Consider the following 16,913-nt stretch of genomic DNA (forward strand, 5'->3'; position numbering starts at 1 on the left):
AACGAAAAATAAAAGTTGTAATATACCATGATTTGGAATGAAACGATCGAATGCATGAGTCGGGATGAAATGCGCAAGTTACAGGGAATCCGGCTGCGGCAAACCGTGGAAAGAGTTTATCATAATACTCCGTTTTATCGTAAGAAAATGCAGGAACTGGGAATAACCCCTAACGATATAAATAGTATTGATGATATCGTCAAACTCCCTTTTACGACAAAACAGGATTTGAGAGATAATTACCCCTTTGGGCTTTTTGCAGTTCCGATGTCGGAGATTGTGCGTTTGCATGCTTCTTCGGGGACGACCGGTCGTCCTACTGTCGTAGGATATACTCGCCAGGATTTGGCGACTTGGGGAGAGGTTGTAGCTCGTTGTCTGTCTGCTTATGGTACGGATAAGCACGATATATTTCATGTCTCTTTCGGTTACGGGTTGTTTACCGGAGGTTTGGGCTTGCACTATGGTGTAGAGAATTTGGGTGCGACGGTTATTCCCATGTCGAGTGGAAATACGGCTAAACAGATACAGTTGATGCATGATTTCGGCTCTACGGCTTTGGCTTGTACCCCTTCTTACGCTCTTTATTTAGCTGATGCGATAAAAGATTCCGGTATCCCTCGTGAAGAATTTAAGTTGAGGGTCGGTATGTTCGGAGCAGAGCCTTGGTCTGAAAATATGCGCCGTGAAATAGAATCTAAATTGGGTATCAAAGCTTTTGATATTTACGGTTTGAGTGAGGTAATGGGACCTGGTGTGTCTTATGAATGTGAGTGTCAACATGGTGCGCATATCAGTGAGGATCATTTTTTCCCGGAAATCATCGATCCCAAAACATTCGAACCATTGTCGCCGGGAGAGTCGGGAGAATTGGTATTTACGACGATAACGAAAGAAGGATTGCCTTTGCTTCGTTATCGTACCAAAGATTTATGCTCTCTCATATATGATAAATGCGATTGTGGGCGGACCACTGTGCGTATGAGCCGGATCACCGGACGCAGTGACGATATGTTGATTATTCGGGGAGTAAATGTATTCCCTTCTCAGGTCGAGAGTGTAATTCTTGAACTGGAAGAATTCGAACCTCATTATATGCTGATTGTTGACCGTAAAAATAATCTGGATACATTGGAAGTTCAAGTAGAGGTTCGGGAGCAATTCTATTCGGACGAGATCAACAGAATGATGGAGCTGAAAAAGAAAATAGGACACCGACTGCAAAGTGTTCTCGGTATTGCTGCCAATATAAAATTGGTAGAACCTCGTAGCATAGAACGCAGTCAGGGAAAAGCTAAACGAGTGATTGATAACCGCAAAATTGATTAAAAAACGATACGATTATGATTATAAAACAGCTATCGGTTTTTCTTGAAAACAAGACCGGACGTATTAACGAAGTAACCCGTATATTGGGAGAAGAAGGTGTAAACCTTTCGGCATTTAGTATGGCTGAAACCGCAGATTTCGGCATTCTTCGTGTTATTGTTTCTGACCCGGATAAAGCTTTGGAAGCTTTGAAGAAACACCATTTCGGAGTCTCTTTGACCGATGTCGTCTGTCTTAACTGTCCGAATACGCCGGGAGCTTTGGCTAAAGCATTAGGGTATCTTTCCGATGAAAATGTTTTTATTGAATATATGTATGCATTTGCAGCCGGAGATGTTGCCCATGTCGTTATTCGTCCGGATAATATAGAGAATTGTATTCGGGTATTGACCGAACATCGGCTCGAATTGATGGCTGCGCATCAGTTGTATAAACTTTGATAAAAAATTTGATGAATATAGAATAGTGCCGTATATTTGTTTTCATAAGACGGATATACAGCACTATTTCGTATATTTGGAGACATGTAAAAATTCAAATGGATTTTGAAGTGTCGGTCTGAATTTTGCGTAGAGGCTCTCAAACTTGATGACTCAAAACAGTTTCTTAATCCGTTAAAATTCATTTTTTTGTTTTCGTTATTCAATCAGTTTATCTACATTTGCACATTATTTGTCTATATGAAGAAGAGAATTTTATATTTATTTGTATCGGTATTATTTCTTGCTTCGTGCAGTGAGTATAATAAAATACTTAAAAGTACCGATTATGATATGAAATATGAATATGCCAAGAAATATTTTGAACAGAAAAAATATGCTCGGGCATATACTCTGTTAGGAGAGTTGGTGACAATATATAAGGGTACAGATAAAGCTGAAGAATCCCTTTATCTGTTGGCTCGTAGTCATTATATGGCGAAAGATTATTCAACATCGGGGCAGTATTTTACAACATACTATACAAACTATCCTAAAGGCCAGTTTGCAGAGCTTTCCCGTTTTTATGCCGGTTATGGTTATTATTTGGATTCTCCCGAGCCGGAACTCGATCAGTCGGGAACCTATAAGGCAATAGATGAGATGCAGATGTTTCTGGAATATTTTCCGAGAAGCGAAAAAGCAAAGGAAGCTCAAGATATAATCTTTGCTTTACAGGAAAAATTGGTAGAAAAAGAGTGGTTGAATGCACAATTATATTATAATTTGGGCAACTATATGGGTAACAATTATGATGCGGCTGTGATTACTGCACAGAATGCTCTGAAAGATTATCCCTATACAAAGAGAAAAGAAGATCTTTCGATGTTGATCTTGAAATCGAAATATCAAGAAGCTATACAGAGTGTGGAAGAGAAAAAGATAGAACGGTTCAGAGACGTGATCGATGAATATTATAGTTTTATCAATGATTTTCCCGATGGAGCAAATGCAAAGGATGCTAAGAAAATTTTTAATGTAGCAAGTAAATACGTAAAAGATTAATCAATACAATAATATGGATTACAAGAAAACGAATGCACCGACAAACACTGTTACCCGTGATATGATCGCTTTGTCATCGGATACAGGAAATGTTTATGAGACTGTTTGTATTATAGCAAAAAGAGCTAATCAGATTTCTGTAGAAATGAAAAATGATCTGGAAAAGAAGTTACAGGAATTTGCTTCTTTTAATGATAATCTTGAAGAAGTATTCGAAAACAGAGAGCAGATTGAAATCTCAAGATATTATGAAAAGTTGCCGAAACCTACACTGATCGCTGCTCAGGAATATCAAGAAGGTAAAGTATATTACAGAAATCCGGCTAAAGAAAAAGAGATAATCTAAATTCCTTTTGAAATAAAACAAAGAAAAAGACGACTCCGAAAATTTTTTTCGGAGTCGTCTTTTTCTTTGTTTAAAATTCTACTTATTCAGGTTCTATCTCAGGCAATTTTGATTTGAGTATTTTATCGGATTGGAACATAGCCGTTATCTTTGATTATGCTCTGTCCTTCATCGGATAGTAAATATTGAATAAATGGAGAGATCGTTTTCTCATTTTGTTTATTATAGTAATAATAAAGCGGGCGAACGATCGGATACAATTTTCGGGAAGCATTGGAAACTGAAGGTAATGAGTAATTTTTGTTGTCGTATGATATAGCTAATGTCTTGATTTTAGGACTTACGTATGCTAATCCCACATACCCTATAGCGCCTTTAGTTTGACTTACCGACTGAATTACAGCTCCGGTTGCCGGCATAGAGAGTGTTCCGCTCATATAATTTTTATTCTTTAGGACGCTTTCTTTGAAAAATTCATAAGTCCCCGAGGATGTTTCCCGAGTATATACTACTATCTTTTGATCTTTACCGCCTACCTGTTTCCAGTTTTTTATTTTTCCCCGGAAAATATCTTCCAATTGTTTTCTCGTGAGTTTATTTACCGGATTGTCTGGATGAATGATAACGGCAAGAGCATCGTAAGCGATAATAACTTCTTGAATATTTTGTTTCGCCTCTTTCAATTTCATTTTTTCACTGAATTTGACAGGACGCGATAGCATTGCTATATCGGTAGTATTGTCCATTAAGGAGGATATTCCGACACCGCTTCCACCTCCTGTAACGGTAACATGTGCTTTAGGATATTTTTTCATGAAATTTTCTGCTGCTTGTTGTGAAACAGGCAGAACGGTATCGCTTCCCTTAATACGTTGTGCATATAATGATGTTGTGGCGAGGAATAAAGAAATAATCAGATAACTTTTTGTTCGTTTCATATTTTTTGTTTTATTCGCAAAGAAATAGAGCTGATATTACAAAAGGTTTACAATGGTGTTATTTGACAGTTACAAAACCTCTCTCGGATATTTTTGTAATATGAATGTAATAATTCTGAAACAGTTTATTCAAATCTCCTTTACACGATCTTAATATGAGTTTCATTCCTTTGTGCCAACAAACAGAAACACGATGAAAAAAGTTTTTGAAAAGATTGTAGAAGGTATCCTCACTTGTAGCGGATATATAACAAGTATTACTATTTTGCTGATCGTAGCTTTCCTTTTTACAGAAGCTTTCGGTTTATTTAATAACAAGGTAATAGAGGACGGTTATGTTTTGGTCTTGAATAAAGAAAATGAGATCGGAAAGTTAAGCAGCAGAGAAATAAAAGATATTTTCGATGAGGAAATCGTTAATTGGAAAGAAGTGGGAGGAAAAGATTTACCTATAAAGCTTTTTAGACTGGAAGATTTGACTGCTTATTATTCTGAAGCTGAATTGGGAGAATCTTATGAATTTGCATCATCTAAAATAGAGACTCTGATTAAAGATGACCCCGGAATCATCGCTTTTATACCCCGAAAATTTGTTGAGAATCCTCAGAATGTTCATGTTTTAGAAGATCAAACGATTTCATTAAAAGAGGTATTTGCCGGAACAGAGTGGTTCCCTACGGCAACGCCGGCACCGCAGTTCGGATTCTTGCCTTTGATTACGGGAACATTATGGGTAAGTTTCTTTGCCATACTTATAGCATTGCCTTTCGGTCTATCCGTATCTATCTATATGTCTGAAATTGCCACTCCGAGAGTTCGGAGCATCCTTAAACCTCTTATTGAATTATTGAGTGGAATTCCTTCGGTAGTTTATGGATTTTTCGGTTTGATTGTCATTGTTCCTATAATACAGAAGGTGTTTAATTTACCGGTTGGAGAGACTGGTTTGTCCGGAAGTGTCGTTTTAGCGATTATGGCTCTACCGACTATCATTACTGTTGCGGAAGATGCCATGAGAAACTGTCCCCGTACGATGCGCGAAGCAAGTCTGGCTTTGGGAGCTTCTCGTTGGCAGACTATATATAAAGTCGTTGTTCCGTTTTCGATTTCCGGAATTACTTCGGGAGTAGTCTTGGGAATAGGTCGGGCTATAGGAGAAACGATGGCGGTTTTAATGGTCACCGGAAATGCGGCGGTAATCCCTGTTTCTATTTTAGAACCTTTAAGAACGATACCCGCTACTATCGCTGCCGAATTGGGAGAAGCTCCTTCTGGAGGAGCTCATTATCAAGCACTTTTTATGCTTGGTGTAGTGCTTTTCTTTATTACGTTGATAATAAACTCATGTGTAGAATACGTATCATCAAAAAACAAGTAAAAACATGAATATTCGCAATATTTATCCATCCGGGTATGAGGTCCGGAAAAGACGTTCTCAACACTTTGCATTCGGAATTTTTTCTTTTCTGAGTGTTCTGGTAGTAGCTATTCTGTTTGCTATTTTGGGCTTTATCATTTACAAAGGAATCGGGGTTATTAGTTGGGATTTCCTTACCGAATCTCCGACAGACGGGATGACTGCGGGAGGTATATGGCCGGCGATTGTCGGAACATTTTATTTGATGGTCGGAAGTGCCTTGTTCGCATTTCCGGTTGGAGTGATGAGCGGTATATACATGAACGAATACGCTCCTAAAGGAAAGTTGGTGCGTTTTATACGGGTTATGACAAACAATCTGAGCGGAATACCTTCCATTGTATTCGGACTGTTCGGTATGGCGTTGTTTGTAAAATATCTGAATTTTGGGGATAGTATTATAGCCGGTTCATTAACTTTAGGGTTGCTTTGCGTGCCGCTGGTGATTCGGACGACAGAGGAATCTCTGAAAGCTATTCCCGATAGTCTGCGAGAAGGTAGCCGGGCATTGGGAGCAACTAAACTGCAAACGATATGGCATGTGATTTTACCGATGGGAATGCCCAATATTATTACCGGTTTGATTCTTGCGTTAGGGAGAGTTTCAGGAGAAACAGCCCCCATATTATTTACTTGTGCTGCTTATTTTTTGCCACAGTTGCCCGAAAGTATTTTTGATCAGTGTATGGCGTTGCCTTATCATCTGTATGTTATCTCTACAAGCGGAACAAACATGGAAGCTCAGTTACCGCTGGCATACGGAACGGCATTGGTTCTGATCGCTATTATTCTGTTTATCAATTTACTGGCAAATGCCTTGAGAAAGTATTTTTCAAATAAAGTAAAAACAAATTAATATAAAAAGAAAATGAATAAGATCGATGCCCGAGACGTAAACTTTTACTATGGGAATTTTCACGCTCTCAAAGGAATAAGTATGCAGATCGAAGAAAAATCTGTCGTGGCATTTATAGGTCCGTCGGGATGTGGAAAATCCACATTTCTTCGATTGTTTAATCGTATGAATGATTTGATTCCCGATACACGTTTAAATGGGGAAATTTTGATTGATGGGAAAAATATATATGATAAGGATATACAGGTCGATGAATTGCGAAAAAATGTGGGAATGGTTTTTCAGAGACCCAATCCCTTTCCGAAAAGTATATTCGAGAATGTTGCTTATGGATTACGTGTCAACGGTGTAAAGGATAAAGAATTTATTCGGAATCGCGTAGAGGAAACCTTGAAAGGAGCAGCTTTGTGGAATGAAGTGAAAGATAAGTTGAAAGAATCGGCTTTTGCTCTTTCGGGAGGACAGCAGCAGCGGTTGTGCATTGCACGTGCTATGGCGGTTTCTCCTTCGGTTTTATTGATGGATGAGCCGGCTTCGGCTCTTGACCCGATCTCTACGGCAAAAGTAGAAGAGTTGATTCATGAACTGAAAAACGATTATACGATTGTTATCGTAACACATAATATGCAACAAGCATCGCGTATCAGCGATAAGACAGCTTTCTTTTATATGGGAGAGATGGTTGAGTATGACGATACTAAAAAGATATTTACAAATCCGGGTAAAGAGGCCACGCAAAATTATATTACCGGTCGCTTTGGTTGATATTATTAGAAATAGATAAGGTTATGGTCGAATTTATAGAATCGAAGTTAGTCCGTCTTCGCAAAGAAGTGGATGAAATGTGGGAGCTGGTAAGAACGCAGATTGATAAATCTGGAAATGCAGTGCAAAATTTGAATAGGGAAGATGCACAGACAGTCATTGTAAGAGAAAAACATGTCAATGCCTTTGAATTGAAAATAGACAGTGATATAGAGGATATAATTGCTTTATACAGTCCGGTGGCGGTAGACCTTCGGCTCGTTCTGGCAATGCTGAAGATCAATTCGAACCTGGAACGAATCGGAGATTTTGCAGAAGGAATAGCTCGGTTTGTAATTCATTGTCCTGAACCGTTAAATGAAGCATTGATGGAAAGATTGCAGTTAAAGACGATGTTTATGACAGTTCTTGATATGTTGGATATGGCTAAGCGAGCTTTGGATGAGGAAAATCCGGATTTGGCTACATCTGTTCTTGCTAAAGACAATTTATTAGATGATATAAATTCGGCGGTAACGCCTATTCTTGCCGATTATTTGGGAGAACATCCGGATGATCGGTTGACTTGTCTGAATTTGGTCAGTGTATTTCGTAAGTTGGAACGTGCGGGAGATCATATTACGAATATGGCAGAAGAGATAATCTTTTTTGTAAATGCAAAAGTATTGAAACATCAGGGAAATACAGACGAACATTATATTTGATTTGCCCCAAAAAATATATTTAAGGGGGGAATGAGCAATTTTAACATAGTTCATTCCCCTGTTTTTTTATAATTATACCTAGGCATGTTATAGTTTTCTTGAGAAATTGAGTCGTTACTTTTTTGATTTTACCATATTTCCGATATTAAGCTATTTATTAATTTTCAATTAAGTTCGTTTTCCGAAAATCGTTAAGCGCTCATTCCTATATTTGTTTATATAAAGACACATTTTATATATTAATCATTAACTTTTAAAATCATGAATGCAAAAAGAATTACCGTATTTGTTTTATGTGTTATCGTTTCGATCGGAATGTTACGAGCTGCAACGAATAATGAGAATAAAGAAAAGGATACTGACCGTACGGGATGGACTGTAACAGCATCTAATTATAAGTATGATTTTCAAAATCCTTCTAAAACTGTCGATGGTGATCTCGATTCTCGTTGGACATTGGGAAAACCGCAAGTTGCGGGAGATTGGATTATTGTCGATATGAAGACTCCTCAGAAATTTAGTGTGATCGAATTACAGCAAGGCCGTAGTGCAAATGATTTCCCTCGAGGTTATGCCGTATATCTCTCTAAAGATGGAAAAGATTGGGGAAATCCAGTTATTACGGGAGAAGGGATTAAAGGAGATGCAACGGTAATAACTTTTCCTTCATCTGTCGAAACGAGATATATAAAGATCGCATTGACTAAAGATGTTTCGACTTGGTGGAGTATTCACGAATTTCTTGTAAAATAATGTAATGATTTTATGGCAGAATAAAATTGGAATAAGATCATGAATAAATTATTATCGATAAAGCAGATAGCTATTATTGCCGGAGCATATCTTTTATGTAGTTGTCCGGTAAAAGCCGATATTCGTATGCCACGAATTTTTGGCGACCATATGGTATTGCAGCAGGACTCTCAATTATCTATATGGGGATGGGCCGATCCCGGAGAAAAGGTGGTCGTGACTCTTGCCGGAAAAAAGGGGAAAACGATTGCCGGAGCAGATGGTACATGGAAGATCTCCTTGAAGCCCATAAAAACGAAATCGAAAGGGCAAACCCTTACGATAAAAGGAAATAATAAGATCGTATATGAAGATGTATTGATCGGAGATGTATGGGTCGCTTCGGGACAGTCTAATATGGAATGGGGTATTAATAAAAATCATTACAAAAAAGATGTAGATGCTTCGGCAGATTCCCTGTTACGGTTATTTTTTGTCCCGAGAAATACCTCGCTTGATCCTCTGTCCGATATTTATATGCCCGAAGATACCCAAAACCCCGAATGGGCTGCAAAATGGGTTTTATGTACACCTGAGGCATTGAGGAAAATAAACGGACAGGGATTTGCAAGTGCTGCTTATTATTTTGCCCGGGACATTCGTCAAGCGAATGACCGTCCTTTGGGAATAATACAAAGTGCATGGGGAGGTACACGTGCTGAGGCTTGGACGAGTCTGTCTGCTTTGAAGGCTGAACCTAAGTTGAAACGTTATGTCGACCTTTATGAAAGAAATGTCAGGATAAACCCTGAGGTTGTTGCTAATTATAAACAGAGGAAAGCCGAGTTTGACGTAGCAATAAAAAAGTGGAATAATACTGTGGGTAAAGAGTGGGACAAGGCACAAAAAGAATGGGCTATTGAGGTAAAGAAGGCTCAGGCGGCCGGACTTCCTGTTCCGGAAAAACCGAAACCGAGTTCTCCCCGTCCTTCAGATCCGCCCAAACCGAATGGAGGAAATAACGGACCGACCAATCTGTTCAATGCGATGATCAATCCCTTAATTCCTTTGTCGATAAAAGGAGTAATATGGTATCAGGGAGAATTCAATTCCGGAGGATCAGGGAAAGAATATGCTACGCTGTTCCCTTGCATGATAAATGATTGGCGGCAAAAATGGGGAATAGGAGATTTCTCTTTTATATACGTACAGTTGCCGAATTTCGGACCTGTCGATCAGAAACCTTCAGAAGAAGGACAAGGCTGGCGTTGGGTGCGTGAAGGACAATTAAAAGCTCTTGCTTTGCCCAATACGGCTATGGCTGTGACTATCGATGTCGGTGATCCTTTCGATCTGCATCCGATCGATAAATATGACGTAGGACATCGTTTGGCATTAGCAGCAAGAAAATTAGCATACGGCGAAAAGATAATTGCTTCTGGTCCATTATACCAAAGCATGACGATAGAGGGGGATAAGGCGATTATTCATTTCAGTAATTGCGGAAGCGGATTGACAATAGCATCTTCTCCCTATACACCTAAAGGAGAAAAGCCTAAAAATTCCGAGAAACTTACCGGGTTCTGCATTGCCGGAGAAGACCGTAAATTTGTTTGGGCTGATGCCGTGATCGATGGAGATCGAGTGATTGTCTCGAGCCCGAAGGTGCTGAAACCTGTTGCTGTGCGTTATGGATTTTCCAACAGTCCGGTTTGTAACCTGTACAATAAAGAGTTGCTTCCGGCATCTCCTTTCCGTACGGACAATTGGGAAAAATAATTAGAATAGCGATTATTGAGGTTTTACCAACCCGATAATCGCTATTTGTTTTTTATTGTTTTATAAGATTGATTACTGATAGATGTGAATAGTAAGAATAGATAGTGGTAATATAGACAGAGGTTCAGCTTGTATTTGCATTTTTTTCGCTGGTATATGAATTGTTATTACGTTGAAAAATTTTGATTATAAGCATTTTTAATTTTTTCAAAATCTTCCCCCATATCAATTGCATTAAATTGTGCTGTTTATTTTTAATGCTCTTTTTTGAATTTAGTTTATTGAAGGTAGTAGCAGGTATAAAAAATCCCCCGCAGAAGGGCGAGGGAACCTAATGTTTTCACAACGGAATGATCCTTATTGTGATTTGCTTCATTTTAGTATGACAAAAGTATAAAATAAATGGTTTATGTGCAAATATTTTTAAAATAAAATTTTTATATTTGGGAAAGTTAAAACAAATATATCATGAAAAAGATTTTAGGTCTGGATTTGGGTTCGAACAGTATAGGGTGGGCATTGGTAAATGAAGCTGAAAATAGAGATGAGGCATCATCGATCATTAAGTTGGGTGTGCGAGTGAATCCTTTGACTGTCGATGAAATGCAAAATTTTGAGAAAGGGAAAAGTATTACTACTAATGCGGACAGGACTCTTAAAAGAAGTATGCGCCGTAATTTGCAGCGGTATAAATTGCGGCGCGATGCATTAATAAAGCTTTTAAAAAAAGTTGGGTTTATAACGGATGATACTATTCTTTCGGAGCAAGGAAACAGATCGACGTTTGAGACTTATCGTTTAAGGGCGAAAGCTCCCGATGAAGAAATCTCTTTACAGGAACTTGCACGTGTGTTGTTGATGATCAACAAAAAACGGGGATATAAAAGCAGTCGAAAAATAAAAGAAAAAGAGGCCGGAACTTTGATTGACGGAATGGAGGTTGCTAAAAAATTGTATGATGAGGATTTAACTCCCGGGCAACTTTGTCTACAGCTACTCGAATCGGGCAAAAAGTCTTTGCCTGATTTTTATAGTTCCGATTTGCAGGAAGAGTTTGATAGAATATGGAACTTCCAAAAACAGTTTAACCCGAAAGCCTTTTGTGATACCGCCAAAGAAGAAATCAAAGGAAAGAATAAAAGCCAGACATGGGCTATTCTGGCGAAATACTTTATTTGGACGGATGAAATGGTTGTTTGGAATGAAAAAGAGTCCAAAACAGAACGTGTGGAAAAAAAATGTAAACTTGTCGGTCTTAAACGGACTGTCAAAAAGGAGGAACAAAGAAAAGAGAACTATCGTTGGCGTGTACAAGCTCTTACGGAGCAGCTTGACTTGGAAAAAGTTGCAGTGGTGTTGCAGGAAATTAATGGACAGATAAGTACTTCAAGTGGTTATTTAGGAGCAATTAGCGACCGGAGCAAGGTCCTTTATTTTAATCGTCAGACGGTAGGTCAATATCAAATGGCTGAACTGGAAAAGAATCCCAATACAAGTCTGCGTAACATGGTGTTCTACCGGCAGGATTATTTGGATGAGTTTGATAAAATTTGGGAAAAGCAGGCGGAATTCCATAAGGAGTTGACCGTGGAGCTGAAAAAAGAAATTCGTGATATTATTATCTTTTACCAAAGACGCTTGAAAAGCCAAAAAGGTTTGATCGGTTTTTGTGAATTTGAAAACCGAGAAATTATGGTGGAGAAAAATGGCAAGATGCAAGCTAAGGTGGTGGGATGTAAAGTCATACCTCGTTCACATCCTTTGTTTCAAGAATTCAAAATATGGCAGACATTGAATAATGTAGAAGTATTTGCCGGTGAAAAAAAGTGTAAGCGAAAGAGAACGGATGCTTTTCCCGGATTGTTTGACGGTACGGAGGATACTTTGATGGTAGAAGGATGGCGATATTTATATCAAGAAGAAAAAGAGATATTGGCTAAGGAACTCTCCGTAAAAAAGAGCCTTAAAAAAGAATATATTTTAAAACTCCTGTTCGACAATCCTCAGGATTTGGATATGAATTTCGAACAGATAGAAGGAAATGATACGGGGAATGTCCTCTTTTCGGCATACAGCAAAATGATCGAGAAGTATGGCTATGAACCGTTGGATTTTGGAAAACCGACAGATAAGATAATAGAACAGTTGCAAGTTATCTTTGCCGATCTGGGATGGAATACAGATTTGCTTTTCGTAGATTTGAATAAAGAGGGTAAAGATTTGGAGAAGCAGCCTTATTTCAAGCTTTGGCATTTATTATATTCATTTGAGGGAGACAATACACCGACCGGAAACGGAAAGTTGGTTGAAAAGCTTATGGAGCTTTGCCATGTGGGCAAAGAGTGTGCCTTAGAACTTGTGAATATTTCGTTCCAAAACGATTATGGAAGCCTGAGTGCTAAAGCTATTAAAAAGATTTTGCCTTATTTGAAAGAAGGCAACCGATATGATGTGGCATGTGGATATGCAGGCTATCGCCATTCTAAATCTTCTCTGACTAAAGAGGAGATAGAAAATAAGGTATTGAAAGATAAACTGGATATTCTGCCTAAAAACAGCTTGCGTAATCCGGTAGTTGAAAAGATTTTGAATCAAATGGTGAATGTGATTAACGCAATCATTGACACTTATGGAAAACCTGATGAAATTCGAGTAGAATTAGCGCGTGAATTGAAGAAAAGTGCTAAGGAACGGGAAGAACTGACTAAAGCTATTGCAAAAAGTACCCGTGAACATGAAGAAATACGTAAAGTATTGCAGGAAGAATTCGGCATGATAAATGTGAGCCGTAATGACATTATTCGCTATAAACTTTATGAGGAATTGAAGGATAACGGATATAAAACGTTGTATTCCAATCAGTATATACCCAAAGAAAAAGTGTTCAGTAAAGAGATAGATATAGAACACATCATTCCGCAAGCTCGGCTTTTCGATGATTCATTGTCGAATAAGACATTGGAGTATAAAGCGATTAACATTGAGAAAGGAAATAAAACAGCTTATGACTTCGTAAAGGAGAAATATGGAGAAAAAGGCTTGCAACAATATCTTAATCGTTGCGAAAGTTTGTTTAAAGGTCATAGAACAAAACTCCGGAAATTGAAAATGGGGCAGGAAAATATTCCGGAAGGATTTATCGATCGGGATTTGAGAAACACACAATATATAGCTAAAAAGGCTCTCGCTATGCTGAATGAGATTTGTCGCAGAGTAGTAGCTACCACCGGTTCTATAACAGATAGATTGCGAGAGGATTGGCAGCTTGTGGATGTATTGAAAGAATTGAACTTGCCTAAATATGAGACTTTGGGTTTGGTAGAAGTGTATGAAGATAAGGATGGACGAAAAATTAAAAGAATAAAGGACTGGACAAAAAGAAATGATCATCGGCATCATGCCATGGATGCTTTAACCGTAGCTTTTACCAAAGATGTGTTTATTCAATACTTTAACAACAAAAATGCGGCATGGCAGGCTGACTGCAAAGAGCACTCCGATATAATAGGTATAAAGACTCGTTATTTTGAGAATGGAAGGGCTTTGCCTCCTATGCCGTTAGTGCGGTTTCGTGCAGAAGCGAAAAGTCATTTGGAAACTTTGTTGGTATCTATTAAGGCTAAAAATAAAGTAGTTACTAATAATGTGAATTGTACAAAAAGAAAGGGCGGAGAAAATAAGAAGTTACAACAAACCCCGCGAGGACAATTGCATTTAGAGACTATCTACGGTAGCCATAGACAATATGTTACGAAAGAGGAAAAAGTGAATGCTTCTTTTGACTCCTCTAAAATTGCGACAGTGTGCAAACAGGCTTATCGGAATGCTTTGCTTGAACGGTTGGCGGCTTTTGGTAACGATCCCAAGAAAGCGTTTACCGGTAAAAACTCGTTGGAAAAAAATCCGGTTTGCCTTGATAGGGAACAAACGGCACGAGTACCGGAGAGAGTACGAACGGTTGAGCTGGAAACTGTTTATACCATACGTAAACCTGTCGATCCAAATTTAAGTGTAGACAAGGTGGTTGATGCAAAAGTTCGTTCTATTTTGGAGCAACGTTTGAGAGAATATGATGGAGAAGCCAAGAGAGCATTTGTTAACTTAGATGAGAATCCTATATGGCTGAATGAGGAGAAAGGAATAGCTATCAAGCGAGTGACTATTCGAGGTATTAATAAGGTGCAATCATTGCATGGCAAGAAAGATAAAAACGGAAATCTGATTTTAGATGAAACAGGAAAGAAAATCCCTGTGGATTTTGTGAATATAGGCAATAATCATCACGTGGCTATTTATCGAAAACCTGTTTTAGATAAGACAGGACAAGAGATGCTTGATAATGAAGGTAATCCTGTGTATGAACTTGACGAAGTCGTGGTTTCTTTCTTTGAAGCTGTCACACGGGTGAATTTAGGTTTACCTGTCATAGATAAGAATTATAACAAAAGTGAGGGCTGGCAGTTTATGTTCACGATGAAACAGAACGAGTATTTTGTGTTCCCTAATGAGAAAACCGGATTCGACCCGAAAGAGGTGGATTTGTTGAATCCGGAAAATTATGCGGTGATCAGTCCTAATTTGTTTAGGGTACAGAAGATTACGGAAAAAGATTATATGTTTAGACATCATCTGGAAACTAAGGTTGTTGATGATAAGTTTTTAAAAGAAATTACATGGAAACGTATTCGAAGGCCCAATGAGTTAGATGGTATAGTTAAAGTCCGAGTAAATCATATAGGGCAGATTGTCTCAGTAGGAGAATATTAAAAGTAGATTATTTATAAGGAATTCCTCAGAGCCTGTCTCAATTTTGCTCGGGTTGGGTTTGAGAGTGCCTTTCGAGGATGTTTTTCTGATTTTATGAGGAGGATAGCGGGCTATTTGACGAGTGAAAACGGGAAAGAAGACCGGAAGAAAACGCAAAAATGACCTGATAGTATTTTTTATTGGAAAGTTTAGGCAGCTCTTAGAAACTTAATGACTAAAATCTGTGCATTATGATTAAGAAAACACTTTATTTTGGAAACCCAGCCTATCTATCACTAAGAAATGCCCAATTAATAATAAGATTACCGGAAGTTGTTGATAATGACACTCTCCCTGAATATTTTAAACAAGTATCAGAAGTGTCCAAACCGATAGAGGATATCGGTGTTATAGTATTGGATCATAAACAGATAACTATCACTTCAGGGGTATTGGAGGCATTCCTTGAAAATAATTGTGCTGTTCTGACATGTGACAGTAAAAGTATGCCGGTAGGTTTATTACTTCCTCTACATGGAAATACTACACAGAACGAGAGGTTTAGGCAGCAGTTGGATGCTTCTCTGCCATTGTCGAAACAACTTTGGCAGCAGACGGTAAAAGCTAAGATAGAGAATCAGGCAGCTGTGTTAAAAGAGTGTACCGGAGAAGAGATAAAGTGTATGAGAGTGTGGGCGGCCAATGTGAGAAGTGGAGATCCGGATAATCAAGAAGCTCGTGCTGCAGCTTATTATTGGAAAAACTTGTTTCGGATAGAAGGTTTTACAAGAGATAGGGACGGTATTCCGCCTAATAATTTATTGAATTATGGTTATGCTATTTTACGTGCCGTTGTTGCTCGTGGGTTAGTGGCAAGTGGGCTTTTACCTACATTGGGAATACATCACCACAACCGCTATAATGCTTATTGTTTGGCAGATGATATTATGGAGCCATATCGTCCCTATGTAGATAGATTAGTTTATAGCATAGTTAGGCAAGGGGGAAATTACGCTGAGTTGACAAAAGAGTTGAAAGTCCGATTACTGACTATTCCTACATTGGAAACCAATATTGCCGGAAAACGAAGTCCGTTAATGATAGCTGTTGGACAGACTACTGCTTCTTTGTATAAGTGCTTTAGTGGAGAATTGCGTAAAATATCCTATCCGGAAATGTGATGGACCGATTTAGTGAATATCGTGTTATGTGGGTACTTGTACTATTTGATTTGCCTACTGAAACGAAAAAGGATAAAAAGGCATATACAGATTTTAGGAAGAGTCTGCAAAAGGATGGCTTTACAATGTTTCAATTTTCCATTTATGTTCGTCATTGCGCCAGTAGCGAAAATGCAGAAGTACATATAAAAAGAGTTAAATCTTTTCTCCCGGAGCATGGGAATGTAGGAATTATGTGTATTACAGATAAGCAATTCGGAAATATTGAGCTTTTCTATGGTAAGAAAACAATGTCGGTGAATACTCCGGGTCAACAATTGGAACTGTTCTAAAAAGAAAAATCCTGCCATTGTGCAGGATTTTTCATAGGAAACAACATCGTTTTTTTTATTCTGATTTGTTCTGTAAGTCATTAATTAATAAAATCTTACAAAGATAGCGATGTTTCCGATACTTCAAAGATACTAAAATGAAAGCAAATCACAACTCTCTACTATAGCGTGTATCGTTGATTTTGATGTTTCCGATACTTCAAAGATACTAAAATGAAAGCAAATCACAACGATTGTGTGTATGTATTGTGTAATTGAATCTTTTTTGAAAATATATATTTCATCGTATATATAATAAATTGAA

The 16,913-nt window shown here is 38.2% G+C and carries 14 protein-coding genes; 13 read left to right on the plus strand and 1 reads right to left on the minus strand.

The features are described 5' to 3' along the window. Positions 1–27 precede the first annotated feature (27 nt). The 4 genes from AC0UMU_RS08545 (at position 28) to AC0UMU_RS08560 (ending at position 3,159) form a co-directional block, all read left to right on the plus strand. Entirely contained in the window at positions 28–1,329 is a 1,302-nt protein-coding gene (locus AC0UMU_RS08545) for a phenylacetate--CoA ligase family protein (RefSeq protein ID WP_009316738.1), read from the plus strand. 14 nt (positions 1,330–1,343) lie between these two features. Beyond that, positions 1,344–1,769: an ACT domain-containing protein gene (locus tag AC0UMU_RS08550; protein ID WP_009316739.1), complete on the plus strand. Its 426-nt coding sequence runs from the start codon at positions 1,344–1,346 to the stop codon at positions 1,767–1,769. Between the two features lie 240 nt (positions 1,770–2,009). After that, positions 2,010–2,813: an outer membrane protein assembly factor BamD gene (locus tag AC0UMU_RS08555; protein ID WP_022599526.1), complete on the plus strand. Its 804-nt coding sequence runs from the start codon at positions 2,010–2,012 to the stop codon at positions 2,811–2,813. A 13-nt stretch (positions 2,814–2,826) separates the two neighbouring features. Next, positions 2,827–3,159, plus strand: a complete 333-nt coding sequence (locus AC0UMU_RS08560; RefSeq protein WP_009316741.1) for a DNA-directed RNA polymerase subunit omega — start codon at positions 2,827–2,829, stop codon at positions 3,157–3,159. Positions 3,160–3,281: 122 nt separating this feature from the next. Here AC0UMU_RS08560 and AC0UMU_RS08565 read toward each other — a convergent pair whose 3' ends face one another. Then, on the minus strand, positions 3,282–4,097 hold the full coding sequence (locus AC0UMU_RS08565; RefSeq protein WP_009316742.1) for a phosphate ABC transporter substrate-binding protein: 816 nt from the start codon (positions 4,095–4,097) through the stop codon (positions 3,282–3,284). A gap of 193 nt (positions 4,098–4,290) precedes the next feature. Between AC0UMU_RS08565 and pstC the strand changes: the two genes are divergently transcribed. The 9 genes from pstC (at position 4,291) to cas2 (ending at position 16,609) form a co-directional block, all read left to right on the plus strand. Continuing rightward, positions 4,291–5,475 carry a phosphate ABC transporter permease subunit PstC gene (gene pstC, locus AC0UMU_RS08570; protein WP_022599525.1) on the plus strand — a complete coding sequence of 395 codons (1,185 nt, stop codon included), beginning with the start codon at positions 4,291–4,293 and terminating at the stop codon, positions 5,473–5,475. Between the two features lie 4 nt (positions 5,476–5,479). Further along, on the plus strand, positions 5,480–6,370 hold the full coding sequence (gene pstA / locus AC0UMU_RS08575; protein ID WP_022599524.1) for a phosphate ABC transporter permease PstA: 891 nt from the start codon (positions 5,480–5,482) through the stop codon (positions 6,368–6,370). Positions 6,371–6,382: 12 nt separating this feature from the next. Next, a complete protein-coding gene (gene pstB / locus AC0UMU_RS08580; protein ID WP_009316745.1) occupies positions 6,383–7,135 on the plus strand; it encodes a phosphate ABC transporter ATP-binding protein PstB in 753 nt (250 codons plus the stop codon). Positions 7,136–7,158: 23 nt separating this feature from the next. Continuing rightward, positions 7,159–7,839, plus strand: a complete 681-nt coding sequence (gene phoU, locus AC0UMU_RS08585) for a phosphate signaling complex protein PhoU (protein ID WP_022390672.1) — start codon at positions 7,159–7,161, stop codon at positions 7,837–7,839. A gap of 261 nt (positions 7,840–8,100) precedes the next feature. Then, the gene (locus AC0UMU_RS08590; protein ID WP_278715648.1) at positions 8,101–8,592 is read left to right on the plus strand and encodes a discoidin domain-containing protein; all 492 of its coding nucleotides are present in this window, start codon (positions 8,101–8,103) and stop codon (positions 8,590–8,592) included. A gap of 39 nt (positions 8,593–8,631) precedes the next feature. After that, positions 8,632–10,350: a sialate O-acetylesterase gene (locus AC0UMU_RS08595; protein WP_288640610.1), complete on the plus strand. Its 1,719-nt coding sequence runs from the start codon at positions 8,632–8,634 to the stop codon at positions 10,348–10,350. 468 nt (positions 10,351–10,818) lie between these two features. Then, complete coding sequence (gene cas9, locus AC0UMU_RS08600; protein WP_288640612.1) at positions 10,819–15,117, plus strand: type II CRISPR RNA-guided endonuclease Cas9; 4,299 nt, start codon at positions 10,819–10,821, stop codon at positions 15,115–15,117. A gap of 230 nt (positions 15,118–15,347) precedes the next feature. Beyond that, on the plus strand, positions 15,348–16,277 hold the full coding sequence (gene cas1 / locus AC0UMU_RS08605) for a type II CRISPR-associated endonuclease Cas1 (protein WP_288640614.1): 930 nt from the start codon (positions 15,348–15,350) through the stop codon (positions 16,275–16,277). Then, a complete protein-coding gene (gene cas2 / locus AC0UMU_RS08610) occupies positions 16,277–16,609 on the plus strand; it encodes a CRISPR-associated endonuclease Cas2 (RefSeq protein ID WP_288640616.1) in 333 nt (110 codons plus the stop codon). The genes cas1 and cas2 overlap by 1 nt, the downstream gene beginning before the upstream one ends. Positions 16,610–16,913 lie beyond the last annotated feature (304 nt).

Source organism: Coprobacter fastidiosus (assembly GCF_982245605.1).